Origin of the sequence: Vibrio comitans (genome assembly GCA_024346835.1) — a bacterium.
Lineage (GTDB): Bacteria > Pseudomonadota > Gammaproteobacteria > Enterobacterales > Vibrionaceae > Vibrio > Vibrio comitans.
Map to the genome: position 1 here is coordinate 1965790 of AP024866.1, position 17089 is coordinate 1982878.

Consider the following 17089-nt stretch of genomic DNA (forward strand, 5'->3'; position numbering starts at 1 on the left):
CCAAACCGAAAGGCTTTTAATCTCATGAAAAAAAATGTCGCTCTATCAATTGCAGCAGTCACCTCAGGAGTAGCAATGGCAAAACCTATTATCAACGAGGTAACGACTCCTCAAGAAATTGGCCAAATCAGCGAGTTTTTCCAAGAAAAAGGGAATAGAGTTCAAATCCAATTCCCTCTGCCTCAATCAACGTTTGCCTGGCAAAACATGAGCCGCTTTTTTCCTACTGCGCAGATCTCACGGGACGGACAAGTGTATGAATTCCCGTACGCCTTAAATGACGAAATCAGCAACATTACCGCTAAGGTGCATGGAAGAAACCTAAGCCTTGATGAACACTTAGACCACTACCCTGTTGATGGATTTTTAGTGGTAAAAAAAGGCGAAATTGTGTTTGAACGATATAACACTATGCGTAAAACAGACAAGCACAACTGGTTTTCTAACGGTAAAATCACTTCCGGTATTGAACTCGCAAACCTTGTGGCTACAGGTAAAGTCGATCCTCAAGCACCAGTATCTAAATACATTCCTGAGCTAAAAGGAAGCGATTGGGATACGGTGACCGTCTATGACACCGCCAATATGGCGACTGGACTAAACGCCTCGGAGCATGATGAACCAAACGACGACTCGCGCACGAACCCAGATCAGCCTTGGTTCAAATGGGCGGCGACGATTGGCTTGTTTGACAATGAAGCAATTAACCATGAAATGCCTTTAGATGTCATTGCTCAAATGCATCGCAGAGCTCCAGCAGGAGAGAAGTTCGAGTACAACTCCATCAACACCTTCGTTGTAAGTCGCATTGTAGAGAACGTCATGAACCAACCAATGAACGAAGTTGTTTCTCAGCATATGTGGCAATACATGGGTGCAAACAATGATGGCTTTGTTGCGGTATCTCCCCACGGTGGTTATTCACTGCATTTCTTTTCTATGAACTCCACGCTCGAAGACATGGCGAAGTATGGCATGATGCTAACACCTTCGGCACCGAAACTTGCAGGTCACAAGGGTGTCGATCCCGAAGTCATCAAGCTGATTCAAAACTCAGGTAACCCAAACGCCTACGATAAAGGTTTTGTTGGGCAGAAGTTAAGCCGTTCTTTTTACGATGACTCAGGTATCCGAAACGCATTCCAATTCGATGCCATCTTTGAAGATGGTGACTTGTTTAAATCGGGTGTCGGCGGTCAAGGGTTGTACATCTCGCCAAGTAAAGACCTAGTTGTCGCATTCTTCTCAAGTGGTGACGGGAATAACCAAGAAGAAAGCTATGCAAGACAAATAGCCAAGTATTTTGACAAGTAGCAATTAACAAAGCTCCAGAAAAGCCAATATTCTGATTTTTCTGGAGCGTACTTTTAGCTTACCGCTTCTTCACACTTTTTCGTCACTTTAACCGCTGCAACCTTAAACTCAGGGATCTTTGAGTGAGGGTCCTTTGCAGTATTGGTTAAGCGATTCACAGGTGACTCAGCAAAGTGGAACGGAATAAACACCACTCCCTTTTGAATTCGTTTGGTCACAAAGGCCGCAATATCAATGGTGCCGCGACGAGTGGAAACACTGAGCATCTCACCATTACCGATACCCATTTCTTCTGCATCTGCCACACTGATCATCGCTCTTGGACCGGCCAGATTATCCAATCCCTTTGTCTTACGAGTCATGGTTCCTGTGTGGAACTGCTCTAGAATACGGCCTGTAGTCAGGATAAGAGGATAATCCTCATCGGGAAGCTCTGCAGCATACCTAAATGGGATGGCCTCCATCTGCCCTCTACCACGCGTAAATTGCTCTTTGTGCATGATACGAGTGCCCTGAGGGTTGTTCTTGTTACTAGGCCAGTGCTTACCCGCAGCAGGAATCGCGTCCCAGCCCAATCCCGCGTATTGCGGTGTTAGACGAGTGATCTCATAGGTAATATCACTGACATGTTTATAGTCCCATGCACCGCCCATAGCGTTGGCGATATCTTGGATAATCACCCAGTCTTCACGCGCTTCACCCGGTGGGTTCACCACTGGATTCAAGCGCTGAACACGTCGCTCAGTGTTAGTAAAGTGACCCGATTTTTCAGCAAACGAACACGATGGCAACACCACATCTGCATATTCTGCTGTTTCGGTTAAGAAGATATCTTGTACTACCAAGAAATCTAGCGCCTCTAATCCTTCAAGTACGTGAGCCTGATCTGGGTCACTCAATACTGGGTTTTCGCCCATGACATACAAGCCGCGAACCTCACGTTTACAGGCTGCATCGATGATCTCTGTTAGAGTTAAACCTGCTTCAGTAGGTAGATTAGGTGCATTCCACTCAATCGCGAACTTTTGATGAACAAGCGGGTTATACACCTTTTGATAGCCTGGGAAGTTGTTTGGTAGAGCCCCCATATCACACGCACCTTGAACATTAGACTGTCCGCGCAACGGGTTAATACCGCCACCTTCTATACCAATGTTGCCACACAACAATTGTAGGTTAGCAATAGAGCGCACATTTTCATGTCCTGTAGTGTGCTGGGTAATACCCATAGCGTAATAAACTGCGGTACGTTTTGCTGTGCCTATGGTGCGAGCCATAGCGTAGACATCTTCAGCCTTGATACCGGTCACCAACTCCACCTTATCTAAGGCATAGTTCGGAGACATCACCTCTTGCAACAAGGTATCAAAGCCATCAACGCGGTCTTCGATATAGTCCATATCGTACCAACCGTTCTTGATGATCTGTTGCATCACTCCGTTAAGAAGCATCACATCTGTGCCAGGTCGCTGTGCTAAGTAGAGCTCAGCATGATCAGCAAGTCCAATGCGCTTAGGGTCAGCGACGATCAAGCGAGCACCGTTGTGTCTAATTGCTTGTTTAATGTGGGAGGCAATAATAGGGTGCGCAGCGGTTGTATCAGATCCAATAACAAAGATAACATCGGAGTGCTTAATACTCGGGATATCATTGGTCATTGCCCCACTGCCCAATGAAGCCTCTAGGCCTGTTACTGTTGAAGCGTGGCAAAGGCGCGCACAGTGATCAACATTGTTGGTGCCAAACTCACGACGGATTAATTTCTGGAAAGCGTAGTTGTCTTCGTTGGTGGTTTTTGCCGAAGAAAACCCAGCCAATGCATTGCCACCAAAGGTCTGTTTAATCGAGCCAAACTTGCTTGCAATCAGCTCAATTGCCTCATCCCATGTCGCTGGCTGTAGCCATCCATCTTTACGAATCAAAGGGGTTGTTAAGCGCGCATCGCTGCCAACAAAATCAAACCCAAAGCGACCTTTCACACACAGCATGCCTTCGTTAACAGGTGAATCTCCCCCCTTAACATAGCGGATGGCATTCGCTTCTTCATCGACATGCATACTGACCTTACAACCCACACCACAATAGGTACAGATAGTATCCACAACCTTGAGGTTTTCAATTCGGCCTTGCGCTCGGTCACGGCCATCCATCATCGCACCGGTTGGACACACCTGAATACAAGCGCCACATTGAACGCAGGCTGAATCGCCCATCAAAGTTTGATTAGGGCCGAAGTTAGGACGACATTCTGGACGAGCTGCCGGACGGCCATCTTGATTGGTCATAAAGCTGAGAACACCATGTACAGACTGCTCACGGCAAGCCTGCACACACTGACCACAACTGATACAGCGGTTGGCATCAAATACGATAAACTCGGAACTATTATCCACACAGAACTTACTGCGAGAGTCACTGCTTCGCATTGCCTGCCAGTCAGCATCCGACTTAATCTCTACAATACCTTTAAATGACTGCTCTGCTCCATACTCTGTTGAGTAATCACGAAGGTCACAGTCGGTATTTGCCTGACAGCCACACTCCAGACAGCGAGCCGCTTCCGCCATCGCCTCTGCATTATCAAAGCCCAGCTCTACCTCCGCAAAACTCTGTTCACGTTGAGTGCTCGTCAGCTCTGGCATAATGCTACGTGCGACTTTTTGGATATTTTGGAAGTGAAGAGGATCAACCTGTTTAACGGTTTTCCCCTTCCGAGAGTTAAATGGCGTAGCAGGAATGTTATCCATATCCCCTTCAAAGAAACGGTCTATGGCCTTTGCAACAATACGACCATCCGCAACAGCTTCTACCGCTGTCGCAGGGCCGCGGCGAAAGTCACCAATACTGAAGATATTCCCTGTACCTGTGTGCATGGTCTCTGGATTCACATCTGCGGTGTTCCAGCGGGTGAGCGGGATCTCTAATTGCTCATTGTCCATAAAGCTCAGGTCAGGCTTTTGTGAAACGGCAGCAATGACCGTATCAAATTCTTCTGTAAAGAACTCCCCCGTCGCCTTTGGACTGCGACGACCCGAAGCATCCGCCGGGCCCAACTCCATTTTCTCAAGGCGAATGGCGGTCACTCGACCCTCTTCATCCGCAATGTTTTCTGCTGGGTTGGTTAGAAAGTGAAACTTAACACCTTCGTGTTCAGCTTCTTCTATCTCGTAGTCTTCTGCGGGCATTTCAGCTCGAGTACGGCGATATATCAAGGTGGTATCGGCGCCATCACGCACAGCAGTTCTGGCACAATCTATAGCGGTATTACCACCGCCAATAACGGCAACTTTTTGCCCTGTGGTGTAGTTTTTCTCTGTGACATAGTCTTTTAAGTAGTCAACACCTAGATAGCAACCGTCAAGTTCACTACCTGCATAATGCATCTCAACCGCTTTGGACGCACCTACTGCAAGGCAGACCGCATCGTATTCCTCACTTAATGAGGAAAGCGTAAAATCTTCACCCAGCTTCTTGCCACACTCTACCGACATGCCATTACGACACATCAATTCAATTTCTTTATCTAGGATATCTTTAGGCAATCGATATTCAGGAATACCGTAACGAAGCCAACCACCCGCGTGAGGCATGGACTCAAATACCGTGACCTCATAGCCCTCATTCGATAAATAGTACCCAGCCGTCAATCCACCGGGGCCACTGCCTACAACCGCAATACGTTTATTCTTATCGTCTTTCTTTGGCGGAATATAAGCCTCTTGAGCCTCAAGATCGGCATCGGCGGCGTGACGTTTTAACTGGCGGATCGCTATAGTGTCATCCACTAGGCCGCGGCGACATTCAGTTTCACAAAATGCAGGACAAACTCGCCCAATAGAGAGAGGCATAGGTAGAGTGCGCTTGATCACCTCGATGGCTTTTTGATGATCATTTTGCGCGATGTGATAGAGGTAAGATTGGATATCAACACCTGCAGGACACGCAGTTTTACATGGCGCTTCACAGTCAGCATAGTGATCGGTCATGATGCGATTTAGCGCTTGGCGGCGATGCTCACTAAGGTGCTCAGACTGAGTCACAACACTTAAACCATTATAAACCTCAAGTTCACACGAGCGTTGCACGCCGCCACTTTCAACCTCTACGACACATAAGTCACACGGTACTTTCTCATCACTTTTGTTCGCTCCACAAAGTGAGGGGATCTCTACTCCACACACATTTGCAGCCTCAAGTAGCGTCATACCTTGCTCTACTACTCGATATTTACCATCAATGACAATCTGAACCATGGCCAACTCCTAAGCACTCACCCCGTCCTGCGGGAATTTTATTATTTGAATAAGAATAACCATGCATATCTCAAGGTTATTCAATTCCACAATACTACTATGGAAATAACGCTCTTGGCTATTTGTCATACAAATAATGTGACTGGTAGGAGGATTTAACGTGTAACAACAAAAGGGCCAGCCGAAGCTAACCCTAGATTCAAAACATTAGCAAAAGCTAGCCTAAGCGAGTTTCTCTCTCAAGCGCGCAGTCGCTTCGACCAAGTTCTTTAACGATTGTTCTGTTTCTTGCCAGTTTCGCGTTTTAAGACCACAGTCTGGGTTTACCCATAAGCGCTCTACGGGAATACGCGTTGCGGCCTTTTCAATCAACTGCTCTATCCATTCAACGCTTGGCACGTTTGGTGAGTGAATATCATAAACACCCGGCCCAATCTCATTAGGGTAATTGAACTCTTCAAAGGCGTTCAGCAGTTCCATGTTTGAGCGTGAGGTTTCTATAGTAATCACGTCCGCATCCAATGCTGCCACCGAGTCAATAATCTCATTGAACTCGCTGTAGCACATATGAGTATGAATCTGTGTCTCTGGTTTAGCGCTTGCTGCTGATACCTTAAACGCATTCACTGCCCAGTTGAGATACTCTTGATGATCCCTACTCTTTAGCGGTAATCCTTCTCGTATTGCTGGCTCATCAATCTGAATAATATTGATACCTGCTGATTGCAGGTCTGCAACCTCATCTTGCAAGGCAAACGCCAGCTGATTAGTGATCGCCTCTCTCGTAATATCCTCACGAGGGAATGTCCAACAAAGGATAGTCACGGGACCTGTGAGCATGCCCTTCATCGGCTTATTAGTAAGGGACTGCGCATATTGAGTCCAATCGACGGTGATCGGCTTTTCTCGCTCAATATCAGCCACCACAATGGCCGGTTTCACACAGCGAGAGCCATAGCTTTGTACCCAACCAAACTGGGTGGTTTGAAAACCCGCGAGGTTTTCAGCAAAGTACTCGACCATGTCGTTACGCTCGGCCTCACCATGCACCAATACGTCTAGACCAATCGCCTGCTGACGCTCAACCGTATCTTTTATAAAACCCTGAATGATTTCGCGATACTGCGCCTCGGTTAGTTCACCTCGCTTAAAGGCAGCTCGGGTTTTTCTCACTTCGCTGGTCTGTGGAAACGAGCCAATGGTCGTCGTTGGCAGCAATGGTAGTTTAATCACTTCTTTTTGGTGGTGTGCGCGCTCAGCATACTTTGCACTGCGCTCGGCATCTGCGAGAGTGAGATTAGCCAATCGAGTTTGAACGCTAGCCTTGTTGACCAACGTCGATTGCTGACGTTTGATGATAGGCTGGCTGTATTGCTCACAATATTCAATAGCTTCCTTGTCACCATCTAGCGCCTTAGCAAGCCACTTAACTTCTGACACTTTTTGCTTAGCAAACGCAAACCATGTCCCTGTTTCTTCGGGTAAATTCGTCTCAAGCTCCAGATCCACTGGGCTATGCAGCAGTGAGCAAGAGGTCGAAATCCACAAGCGCTCACCGAGCTTTTCTTTTGCTTGCGTTAGGCTCTCAAGCTTTTCTACAAGATTAGCTCGCCATACGTTTCGACCATTAATTGCTCCCGCCGAAAGCACCCAGTTTTCTGGTAGAGCTTCGACAACTTCAGCCAACTGCTGCGGAGAGCTAGCCAAATCTACATGCAAGCCATCAATAGCAAGCTCAGTAATCGTAGGCAGAACATCCACAACGGAATCAAAATAGGTAGTCAGAAGCACTTTAACGTCACTTCTTATTACTTGGTATGCCAGCTTAAAGCTACTAAGCCACTTTGAATCCAGCTCTAAAGATAGAATTGGCTCGTCGATTTGGACCCACTCGACGTTAAGCTTTTCTAACTTGGCAAAGATCGCTTGATAGGCAGAGAGTAATCTTGGAAGAAGCGTCAGGCGATCGAACCCGTCTTCTACTTCCTTACCTAGATAAAGGTAACTTAGAGGTCCTAATAAAACGGGCTTAACCTTATGACCCTGTTTTTGCGCCTCATTGATTTCGTCAAATAACTGCGGCCAACTCAGCTCAAATCTATCATCAGCAGAGAACTCTGGAACAATATAGTGATAGTTGGTGTTGAACCATTTAGTCATATCGGATGCTGCTTCCCCAGAGCAACCACAACTTGCTTGAGATTGACCTCGACCGATACGAAATAAGGTATCAAGATCCGGAAAGCCATTTCGATGACGCTTTGGTACATGCCCAAGCAATAAGCTGGTACCCAATACATGGTCATACCATGCAAAGTCGCCCGCTGTAGCAAACGACAATTGATTATCTTGCTGAAGTGCCCAGTTGTTTTTACGGATACCCGAAGCAACCTCTTGCAGTGCTTTGACGTCGGACTCTCCGTTCCAATATTGTTCTAGTGCAAATTTAAGCTCGCGTTTCTCGCCAACTCGTGGGTAGCCAAGAATGTGTGTCGTTGTCATGATGCCGCTCCTTGTAAGATGTCTGGACGTCTAAAATATCTCTTAAGTGACGGCAGGAAACAACATCGAATACTTCATATCGGTTATGAAGGAATTTCAGTATAGGAATTGAGTTACTTCACGTAACGTGGAATGTAAAAACGCAGAGCAATAGCTGGCTCTGCGTTTTCAATAGTCCTTTTTAGGCAATCAATTACAGAAGATCTGTAACATCCACCCAGCGATCGTTCTTACGAATCAAATCGATGATCAGCTGATATCTACAGCCATCTTCAAACGTCTGATACGGCTCGACTTCAATGCCACTCACGTCCTTCACCAACTGAGTGGCAAGGTGTGTCCAGCTGCGCTGCGTCTCACACTCTATTGCAGGAAGCTGCTCAGTAATATCGGTAGGTAATGGAATCTCTTGCCATTGCCCTTCCTTCCACAGAGACAGAGGTCCATCACCATAGTGTCCCTTGATATAAATAGAACCCTGACTGCCATGGAACACAATATGGTCTTCGTTAAAGCGAGGGGTTAGACCGCCATGCTTAAACAGCACAGAGACTGGATTTGCAGCTGGAACACGGCTCTCAATTTGCGCCATTACGGTATAAGACCATTCTACATCACAATCACGCCACTCAAGATTTGGGTCATTGATGTCTTTAGGGATAAAGTTTCGACGTTCGGTAAAGTTGTGTACACCCTCAACGACTGGCGCTTTTGGCATATCGTTACGCACCTCACCGCTAATGGATAGAATATTGTCACCAACCACAGAGGTCACAATCGATAGCAAATGCGTGAAGTTGTTATTCAATCGCCCGCCACCAGCCTCTGTACGGTGCGACCAACCAAATGGGATATTTCTATCTAAATTGAAGTGAGAAATACATTCCACTTCCGTCGGCTCACCAATCGCTCCTGCGGCCACCAGCTGTTTAGCATGCATGATCTCAGGCATGTAACGGAAGCTAGATGCAAATGCCGTCTTAACGCCTTTCTCTTTCGCTAGACGATAGATTTCTAACGCTGTTTCGCCACTTTCAGTAAGCGGCTTATCACATAGAATGTGGCAACCAAACTGGATTGCCTCCTTGATTGGCTCTACATGCGCCCCACCGGGCGTTGCGATAGAAACAATATCCGGCTTACATAACTCCAACGCCAATGCCCAGTTTGTACCTGAATAAGGGATATCGAGGTCTTTGGCAACCTGAGTGACAATGTGTTCTGTACGGCCAACGATGCCCACAACTTCAGCGCCAGCATCTCTAAATGCTTTGGCATGTCCTTGGCCTGCAAAACCAGTACCATACACCAATACTTTCTGTTTCATTTCTTCTCCAATAATTCTAATAAATCCGCTACTTGTCACTTACCAATGCCAAAGAGTGCCGTCTTCTAGTCGGCTTACAGGCAAGTATGAGCGCTTGTACTCGTATTTCGCCGCTTCTTCTTCATCAAATTCCACACCGAGTCCTGGTGCATCGCTGACTAAGATCATGCCGTTATCTAGCTTCATATCGTGCTTGAAAATGGACTGACACGTCTCGTTGCTAAAGCCAACAAACTCTTGAATACCAAAGTTATGGGTGGAGATATTAAGGTGCATATGAGCAGCAAAACAGATTGGCGATAGATCTGGTGCACCATGCGGCGCCGTTCTTACGTTGTAAACTGCTGCAAAATCTGAAATCTTCTTCATCCCAGTAATGCCACCCGCATGCGTTGCTGCGGTGCGGATGTAATCAATCCACTGATTCTGAATTAAGTCCTTACAGTCCCAAATGGTGTTGTAGGTTTCACCCAAAGCAAGAGGCGTTGTCGTATGATGACGAATCAACTTATAGTTTTCTTGGTTTTCCGCAATAGAGGCATCTTCCAAGAACAAAAGGTTGTACGGTTCTAGCATCTTGCCCAGTTTTGCTGACTCAATTGGCGTTAGGCGACTGTGTGTATCATGCAAGAACTCTGCTTGGTCACCGAAGCGCTCCTTGGCTTTTTCAAATAGCTCAGGTACCAGTTTAAAGTACTTACTCGTAGACCAATCTTGCTCTGGTGGCAGGGGGCGGTTGCCTTGTAATTCAAAGTAATCCTTCTTATCGCCAAGAACACCATAGGTTTCTGACAATCCAGGGATCGCCGATTGCAGGCGCACTGCCTTGAATCCCTGCTCTATACATTGCTCTGCTTTGTCTAATGTATCTTCAATGGTTTCCCCATTAGCATGAGCGTACAGCTTAACCCCAGTTCGGCATTTCCCTCCGAGTAATTGATAGACAGGTAGGCCTGCAACCTTACCCTTGATGTCCCAAAGCGCCATATCAATGGCAGCAATAGCAGCCATGGTTATTGGACCACGACGCCAGTACACACCCATGTATAAGTATTGCCAAATATCTTCAATCATGTGCGGGTCGCGACCGATCAAACACGGTTTAACATGCTCTTCCAGATAAGCTGCCACAGCCATCTCACGACCATTGACTGTTGCATCGCCTAATCCATACACGCCTTCATCGGTGACTACCTTAACAGTGACGAAGTTTCTACCCGGGTTGGTTACAAATACTTTTACATCTTGGATTATCATCTTAATCTCTCATTCAGTTCTTATTCGGTTTATATTCAGTTTTTTAATTATAGTAAATCGGTTTACTAAAACGTTTTGGTAAACCGATTTACTTGCTATCATCTAGATCTCAGAATAGAATGTCAACTCTCTAGTTTGACTTGGTTAACAGTTTAAAAGCGAATATGAAAAAAGTAAGAATTGTCGATGTAGCGACACAGGCCGGTGTATCAAAGAGTACGGTCTCACAATATCTAAACGGTCGCTTTGGTCATATGTCGCCACAAACCAAGTTAAAAATAGAATCTGCGATTAAAGAGCTGAATTACGTGCCAAACCCAATCGCACGTAGCCTCAAAGTAGAGAAAACCAAAACCATTGGCGTCGTTGTACGTGATATCGCGGGTTTCAACACCAGTCGCGTCATGCGCGGTATCGACGATTACTGCAAAAAACACCATTACAATGTGATGATATATAACAGTGACTTTGATGCCGAGGCAGAAAAGCGCGCCCTATTATCGCTACAACAAATGTGCGTAGATGGCATCATCATTACCTCTTCAGGGCAAAACTCTGAGCTCATCAATCAATTTATTGCCAGTGGCATGCCTATAGTGCAATTTCAATTGGAGTATCCCGATTGCCAAAGCCACTTAGTGCTTTCCGATTATCAACAGGCTGCATTTGAAGCTACTGAACACTTAATTGAAATGGGTCATCGCAACATCTGTTTTGTCGCCCAAGAATTTTCTGAGAGCCAGTCTCGTCAAGCGCGTTATCAGGGGTATATCGATGCACTTGAAAAGCATGGAATGGAAGTAAACGCCAATTCCATCCTCTATTGGGATAGAGAGCAAGGGTTTGAGACAAACCCGATTGAATTGCTAAATATGCCAGTAGCTCCCACTGCTTTTTTCACTCAACACCTAGCCATTACCGCCGAGCTGTTACTGGCGTTTAATAGTGCTGACATTCAAGTGCCAGAGCAGGCCTCAGTGTTAGGGTTTGACGAAATACCTATGGTAGAGCTGTTTAAGGTTCCCGTCTCAGTGGTTCGTCAGGATGCCTATCAGATTGGCGTCGAGTCCGCCAAGCTCTCAATTGAATCTATTATGGGTAAGCATAAGGAGTTTCAGCGAGTAATTGTTCCTAGCACATTGGTGGTAAGAGATTCGGTACGTCAATTATCTGACAGTTGACAGTTAACCGTCGATAATCAGGCTTACAGCAATTGTGAATGACACCAACCCAAGACATTAATAAATCGATGGTTTTTTGTTCTTAATTACCATGGTACTATTTGAGAATAATTATCATTACCATGATTAGGGCGTATTATGGACTGGAATCCAAACACAGTGCAAATAGAGATAAGTGCTGAACATATTGAAAGGCTAATCTTAGATGGCCATTTGTGCGCTTCTCAGGTCAAATGCTTGAACAGCGAATCGAAACAGAAAATTTGGCAAATGTGCCTTAACATCTGTGGCAAAAAGATGTGCAGACTTAATTGTCTAAAGGCGGAACACGCTAGCATCACCACTCAGCAAACAACTGAATACTAGCAACGGGTTACTATGCACTGCTTGCCGTCTATCACATTGCGAGGTTAGGGATAAGCATGACCTATACCGTCTAAGCAAGACTAGGATAAACCCTTAGTTCTATCACCAAATACATGATCAAAATAATCAAGCTCGGCGACACGGGCATTGGCCTTTCGGTGCCATTTGCTGCTGTTTGCGACTAGCCATTTCTGTTGGGAGTTTGCCAAAATCGCTTGGCTAACCTGAGCCTCTCGAAGCTCATGCTCCATCGCAATCTCCATTTCATTCTTCGAGTAAGCTTCGGACAAGTGAGAAGACACCGCTCTCACTTGGGATACCGATGCACAACTCACTATGCCGATATCAGCTACGAACTGCTCAAAGAATCGGCTTACTTCTTCACCGACTATATCTCCATCGGTGCTTCGGAGCCTTCCCCCTGGCATCCAAGTTTCAATATGATCGTACTGAGATAGGATATGAGCGGCTTGAAAGTTATTGGTGACTACACGCAACTGAGTATGATTAAACAGTTGCTCTGCAATGGCCGCAATGGTTGTGCCTATTCCAAGAAATACAGTGCAGCCATCAGGGATTCTCTGCACCACTTCTCGAGCAATAGCGCGCTTTTCATCTTGATTGGTACCCACCCTAGAAATGTAGCTGCGGTTTGCAAGTGTCGCCGGTAATCCCACGCCACCGTGATGGCGCTGTGCATATCCCAAGGTACAGAGTTCATTGATATCTCGGCGAATGGTTTGGGTAGTGACAGAAAAATGCTCTGAAAGCCCCTCTACACTGCAATATTCTTGAGAGGAGATCATCTCGAGCATTTGTTGTTGGCGTAAACTCAGGTTCTGCATATTAGTCCGCGGTTAAGGCATAGGCTTTGGGGTCGTCCGTTATCATCATATCTACGCCCCACTGCCAATGCTTCTCGACAAGTTCAGGAAAGTTTGGGGTGTAGCAGTACAATTGATAGCCCGCCTCTTTTATCAATTGCGCCTTTTGCTCGGTCAAAAAACGGTAATCACAATGAACGCTATAAGCCTCGATTTTATGCAGCAATGAATAAGCATCATCTGGGATTTTTTGCCAAAGTTGGCCTCTTCTCACCAAGGGCAATATGCGCATCATCTGATGGAGCGCTTCATTGTCAAAGCTCGAGAATAAAATCTGTGAAAGCGGAATTTCTGACTCATCAATCACCAGCTTCACTTTGTCGCACAGAGCATGCACATTATCTCCGGGGTACACCTTAAGCTCGATATTAAGATCATGCCCCGCTTCTTTAACATACATAAGCGTCTCTGCGAGTGTAGGTATGCGCTCACCAACATACATGTCGCCAAACCATCCTCCTGCATCTAGCATCTTCAGTTGAGACAGGCTCATCTCACTCACCTTGCCACGCCCATTAGTACAGCGGTTTACCGTCTGATCATGGATAACCATTGGCACTCCGTCAGCGGATAATTGCACGTCAATCTCAATCCACTGGCTTCCCTGCTCCTTAACAAGCTTAAAAGCAGCCATTGTGTTCTCGGGAGCTAGGCTAGAGACGCCACGGTGAGCGGTCGTTTTGTGTTCCTTTTTCATCTGAGTTCACTCTGTGTTCATATTAGTTCACTTGCAGAGTGTCAGCGATTTATGACTGAAATATGTCACATTTTTTAAATTATTCAGTTTCAAATAAGTTCATTTTTCTGTCACGGAAGCGTCATTTATCTCGTTTAACTTTCACTTGAACACAGAAAAGCGAATATGAACAAAATCGAACATTCGCTTTCTTTCAGCCAACGAAAAAGGGAAACGTTATGTCTATCAAGCACCTAACAGGCGCTTTACTCGCAACTGCACTAGTCAGTGCTCACGCTCAAGCTAAAACAGAAGTTGAATGGTGGCACGCTATGGGTGGCGCTCTAGGTCAAAAGGTAAACGAGATTGCCGCTGACTTTAACGCTAGCCAATCTGAATATGAAGTTAAGCCCGTTTTCAAAGGTAGCTACGCTGAAACTATGACAGGCGCTATTGCAGCTTTTCGTGCCAAAGAACAACCGGCTATCGTGCAGGTGTTTGAGGTAGGTACTGCCACTATGATGGGTGCACAACAAGCCATCTATCCTGTTTACCAATTGATGGAAGACACAAAAGAACCTTTTGATGCAGATGACTACTTACCATCTGTGACAGGTTACTACACCTCGAACGATGGCAAAATGCTATCCATGCCATTTAACAGCTCTACTCCTGTGATGTATTACAACCAAGATATGTTTGAGAAAGCTGGCATCAAGGAAGCACCAAAAACATGGAAAGAGATGGAAGCCGTGTCTCGCAAGTTGATCGCTTCAGGTGAGCAATGTGGCTTCACAACTACATGGCAGTCTTGGGTACAGGTAGAAAACTTTGGAGCTCGTAACAACATCCCTGTTGCGACAAACAACAATGGCTTCGATGGCTTTGATACTAACTATCGCTTTAACTCAGAACCCTTTGTTAAGCACATTGAACAGCTAGGAAAATGGTCTGAAGAAGGCATCTTCAAATATGGCGGTCGTCAGTCAGACGGTATGCCACTGTTCTACACTGGCGAATGTGCTATGACTATGGGCTCTTCAGCAGGTCTTGCTGGAATCCAAGAAAACATGCAAGACACTAAAATTGGTGTAGCTGAACTTCCATACGATGACACTTTGGTTTCAGATCCACAGAACACCATTATCGGTGGCGCATCTCTTTGGGTTATGCGCGGTCACTCAGATGCAGAATACAAAGGCGTAGCTAAGTTCTTCAGCTACCTGTCTAGCCCAGAAGTTCAGGCTGAATGGCACCAGTTTACTGGCTACCTACCAATCACAAAAGAAGCGTACGAGCTAACAAAAGAGCAAGGGTTCTATGCGAAAAACCCAGGCACAGACACGGCTGTACTACAAATGACTTCTAGCGAACCAACGGTAAACTCGAAAGGTATTCGCTTTGGTAACTTCCTACAAACGCGCGACATCATCAACGAAGAGTTGGAAGCAGTTTGGGCTGGCAGAAAATCAGCAAAAACCGCTTTGAACACCGCTGTTGAACGCGGCGATCAGCAACTGCGTCGTTTCGAACGCACACAAAAGTAACTTAGTACTGCGCCATCCAATCGTGGGTGGCGCCTTTTGGATTTACCACTATGTCATCTCAAGTTGTGTTTAAACACAAATGGCTCCCCGTAGCCTTGATAGCTCCTCAGCTGATTATCACCTTAGTCTTTTTTATCTGGCCTGCAGGACAGGCGGTTTTCCAATCCACTCAACTCGAGGATGCCTTTGGCATCAGTCGCGAATTTGTGGGGTTGGAAAACTTCATCAGACTATTCAATGATCCACTGTACTGGGACTCTTTTTCTACCACCATGATGTTTAGCGTGTGCGTAGCTGTATTGGCGTTGGCTTCGGCACTGGTGCTAGCGGCATTTGCAGAGCAAATTCTACGTGGTGCGACCTTCTACAGAACGTTTCTGATCTGGCCGTACGCCGTTGCGCCCGTTGTAGCCGGCTCCCTATGGCTGTTTCTCTTTGACCCAACAATTGGCGTCATCACTGACGTGCTAAAAACTTTTGGCGTGAGCTGGAATCCAACGTTAAATGGCGATCACGCGATGTGGATGGTAGTGATTACGTCCACGTGGAAGCAGATCAGCTACAACTTCTTATTTTTCTTAGCTGCGTTGCAGTCTGTACCTAAGTCTTTGCACGAAGCTGCCGCCATTGATGGAAGTGGGCCAATCAAGCGCTTCGTTAGCATCAGCTTTCCGCTTATCTCACCTACCAGCTTCTTCTTGCTAGTGGTGAACTTTGTATACGCCTTCTTCGACACCTTTGCTGTCATTCATGCCATGACCCAAGGGGGGCCAAGTAACAGCACCTCAACGCTGGTTTATAAGGTATATAACGATGGTTTTATCGGCCTAGATCTAGGCTCATCTGCTGCACAGTCCGTGATATTGATGGCACTCGTTGCCCTGCTCACTGTGATTCAATTTAAATATGTAGAAAAGAAGGTGGCTTACTAATGGTAGAAAGACGACCGCTATTCAAACTCTTATGTCACCTAGTCTTGATTGTTGGCATCGTTTCCATCGCCCTGCCGGTATGGATTGCTCTGGTGGCGACTACTCATAACAATACAGAGTTTGCCACTGGAACCCCACTGTGGTTTGGCGACCTTGGTTTCAGTGTTTTCAGAGACCTACTTTCAGGCAAAGAGGCATACAACAACAGCACCCTACCTATCCCACAAATGCTGCTGAACTCTTTTGTGATGGCAATGTGCATTACCATTGGCAAGCTGACTATCTCAATTTTATCAGCCTACGCTGTGGTGTTCTTTCGCTTCCCAGGAAGAATGCTCGCATTTTGGCTGATTTTCTTCACCCTAATGTTGCCAGTAGAAGTGAGAATCATGCCTACCTTTGAGGTAGTGACCAATCTCAACATGCTGAATTCATACTACGGACTGACTATTCCACTGATTGCCAGTGCAACCGCCACGTTTTTGTTTAGGCAGTTTTTTCTGACTGTACCTAAAGAATTAGTAGAAGCTGCCCGCATTGACGGCGCAGGCCCTATCAAGTTCTTTTTTGACATATTACTGCCCCTATCGCGAACCAATATTGCGGCTCTGTTTGTGATTACCTTCATCTATGGTTGGAACCAATATTTGTGGCCATTGCTCATCACCACAGACGCCAGTTACTACACCATTGTCATGGGTATCAAGCAGATGCTCGGCGTCGTTGATGGCGTGATTGAATGGAACAAAATCATGGCCACCACCATTATCGCCATGCTACCCCCTGTTATCGTTGTTATTGCGATGCAAAAAGCCTTTGTTAAAGGCCTAGTGGACTCGGAGAAATAAAT

Annotated in this window: 11 protein-coding genes; 5 read left to right on the forward strand and 6 right to left on the reverse strand. The window is 46.1% G+C overall.

Features of this window, described 5'->3' with window-relative positions:
• The first annotated feature begins 24 nt into the window (after positions 1 to 24).
• Entirely contained in the window at positions 25 to 1314 is a 1290-nt protein-coding gene (locus OCU46_RS09005; RefSeq protein ID WP_141268559.1) for a serine hydrolase domain-containing protein, read from the forward strand.
• A 53-nt stretch (positions 1315 to 1367) separates the two neighbouring features.
• Here OCU46_RS09005 and fdhF read toward each other — a convergent pair whose 3' ends face one another.
• From fdhF to manD, 4 genes are all read right to left on the reverse strand, one after another.
• On the reverse strand, positions 1368 to 5567 hold the full coding sequence (gene fdhF, locus OCU46_RS09010) for a formate dehydrogenase subunit alpha (RefSeq protein ID WP_141268561.1): 4200 nt from the start codon (positions 5565 to 5567) through the stop codon (positions 1368 to 1370).
• A 222-nt stretch (positions 5568 to 5789) separates the two neighbouring features.
• Positions 5790 to 8072, reverse strand: coding sequence for a 5-methyltetrahydropteroyltriglutamate--homocysteine S-methyltransferase (metE, locus tag OCU46_RS09015; RefSeq protein ID WP_141268563.1), 2283 nt, complete (start codon positions 8070 to 8072; stop codon positions 5790 to 5792).
• 190 nt (positions 8073 to 8262) lie between these two features.
• Positions 8263 to 9396: a Gfo/Idh/MocA family protein gene (locus OCU46_RS09020; protein ID WP_141268565.1), complete on the reverse strand. Its 1134-nt coding sequence runs from the start codon at positions 9394 to 9396 to the stop codon at positions 8263 to 8265.
• A gap of 39 nt (positions 9397 to 9435) precedes the next feature.
• Positions 9436 to 10653 carry a D-mannonate dehydratase ManD gene (gene manD / locus OCU46_RS09025; RefSeq protein WP_141268567.1) on the reverse strand — a complete coding sequence of 406 codons (1218 nt, stop codon included), beginning with the start codon at positions 10651 to 10653 and terminating at the stop codon, positions 9436 to 9438.
• Positions 10654 to 10817: 164 nt separating this feature from the next.
• On the opposite strand from manD, the gene OCU46_RS09030 reads away from it, so the two are divergent.
• Positions 10818 to 11834 (forward strand): LacI family DNA-binding transcriptional regulator, encoded by a 1017-nt coding sequence (locus OCU46_RS09030; protein ID WP_141268569.1) that lies wholly within the window; start codon positions 10818 to 10820, stop codon positions 11832 to 11834.
• 446 nt (positions 11835 to 12280) lie between these two features.
• Here OCU46_RS09030 and OCU46_RS09035 read toward each other — a convergent pair whose 3' ends face one another.
• Entirely contained in the window at positions 12281 to 13045 is a 765-nt protein-coding gene (locus OCU46_RS09035; protein ID WP_141268573.1) for a DeoR/GlpR family DNA-binding transcription regulator, read from the reverse strand.
• 1 nt (position 13046) lies between these two features.
• Complete coding sequence (locus OCU46_RS09040) at positions 13047 to 13781, reverse strand: glycerophosphoryl diester phosphodiesterase (protein ID WP_141268575.1); 735 nt, start codon at positions 13779 to 13781, stop codon at positions 13047 to 13049.
• Positions 13782 to 13999: 218 nt separating this feature from the next.
• Between OCU46_RS09040 and ugpB the strand changes: the two genes are divergently transcribed.
• From ugpB to ugpE, 3 genes are read left to right on the forward strand one after another with little or no spacing between them, the layout of a single operon-like run.
• On the forward strand, positions 14000 to 15307 hold the full coding sequence (ugpB, locus tag OCU46_RS09045) for a sn-glycerol-3-phosphate ABC transporter substrate-binding protein UgpB (RefSeq protein ID WP_141268577.1): 1308 nt from the start codon (positions 14000 to 14002) through the stop codon (positions 15305 to 15307).
• A 50-nt stretch (positions 15308 to 15357) separates the two neighbouring features.
• A complete protein-coding gene (gene ugpA / locus OCU46_RS09050) occupies positions 15358 to 16239 on the forward strand; it encodes a sn-glycerol-3-phosphate ABC transporter permease UgpA (RefSeq protein ID WP_141268579.1) in 882 nt (293 codons plus the stop codon).
• A complete protein-coding gene (gene ugpE, locus OCU46_RS09055) occupies positions 16239 to 17087 on the forward strand; it encodes a sn-glycerol-3-phosphate ABC transporter permease UgpE (RefSeq protein WP_141268581.1) in 849 nt (282 codons plus the stop codon). The genes ugpA and ugpE overlap by 1 nt, the downstream gene beginning before the upstream one ends.
• The last annotated feature ends 2 nt before the right edge of the window (positions 17088 to 17089 follow it).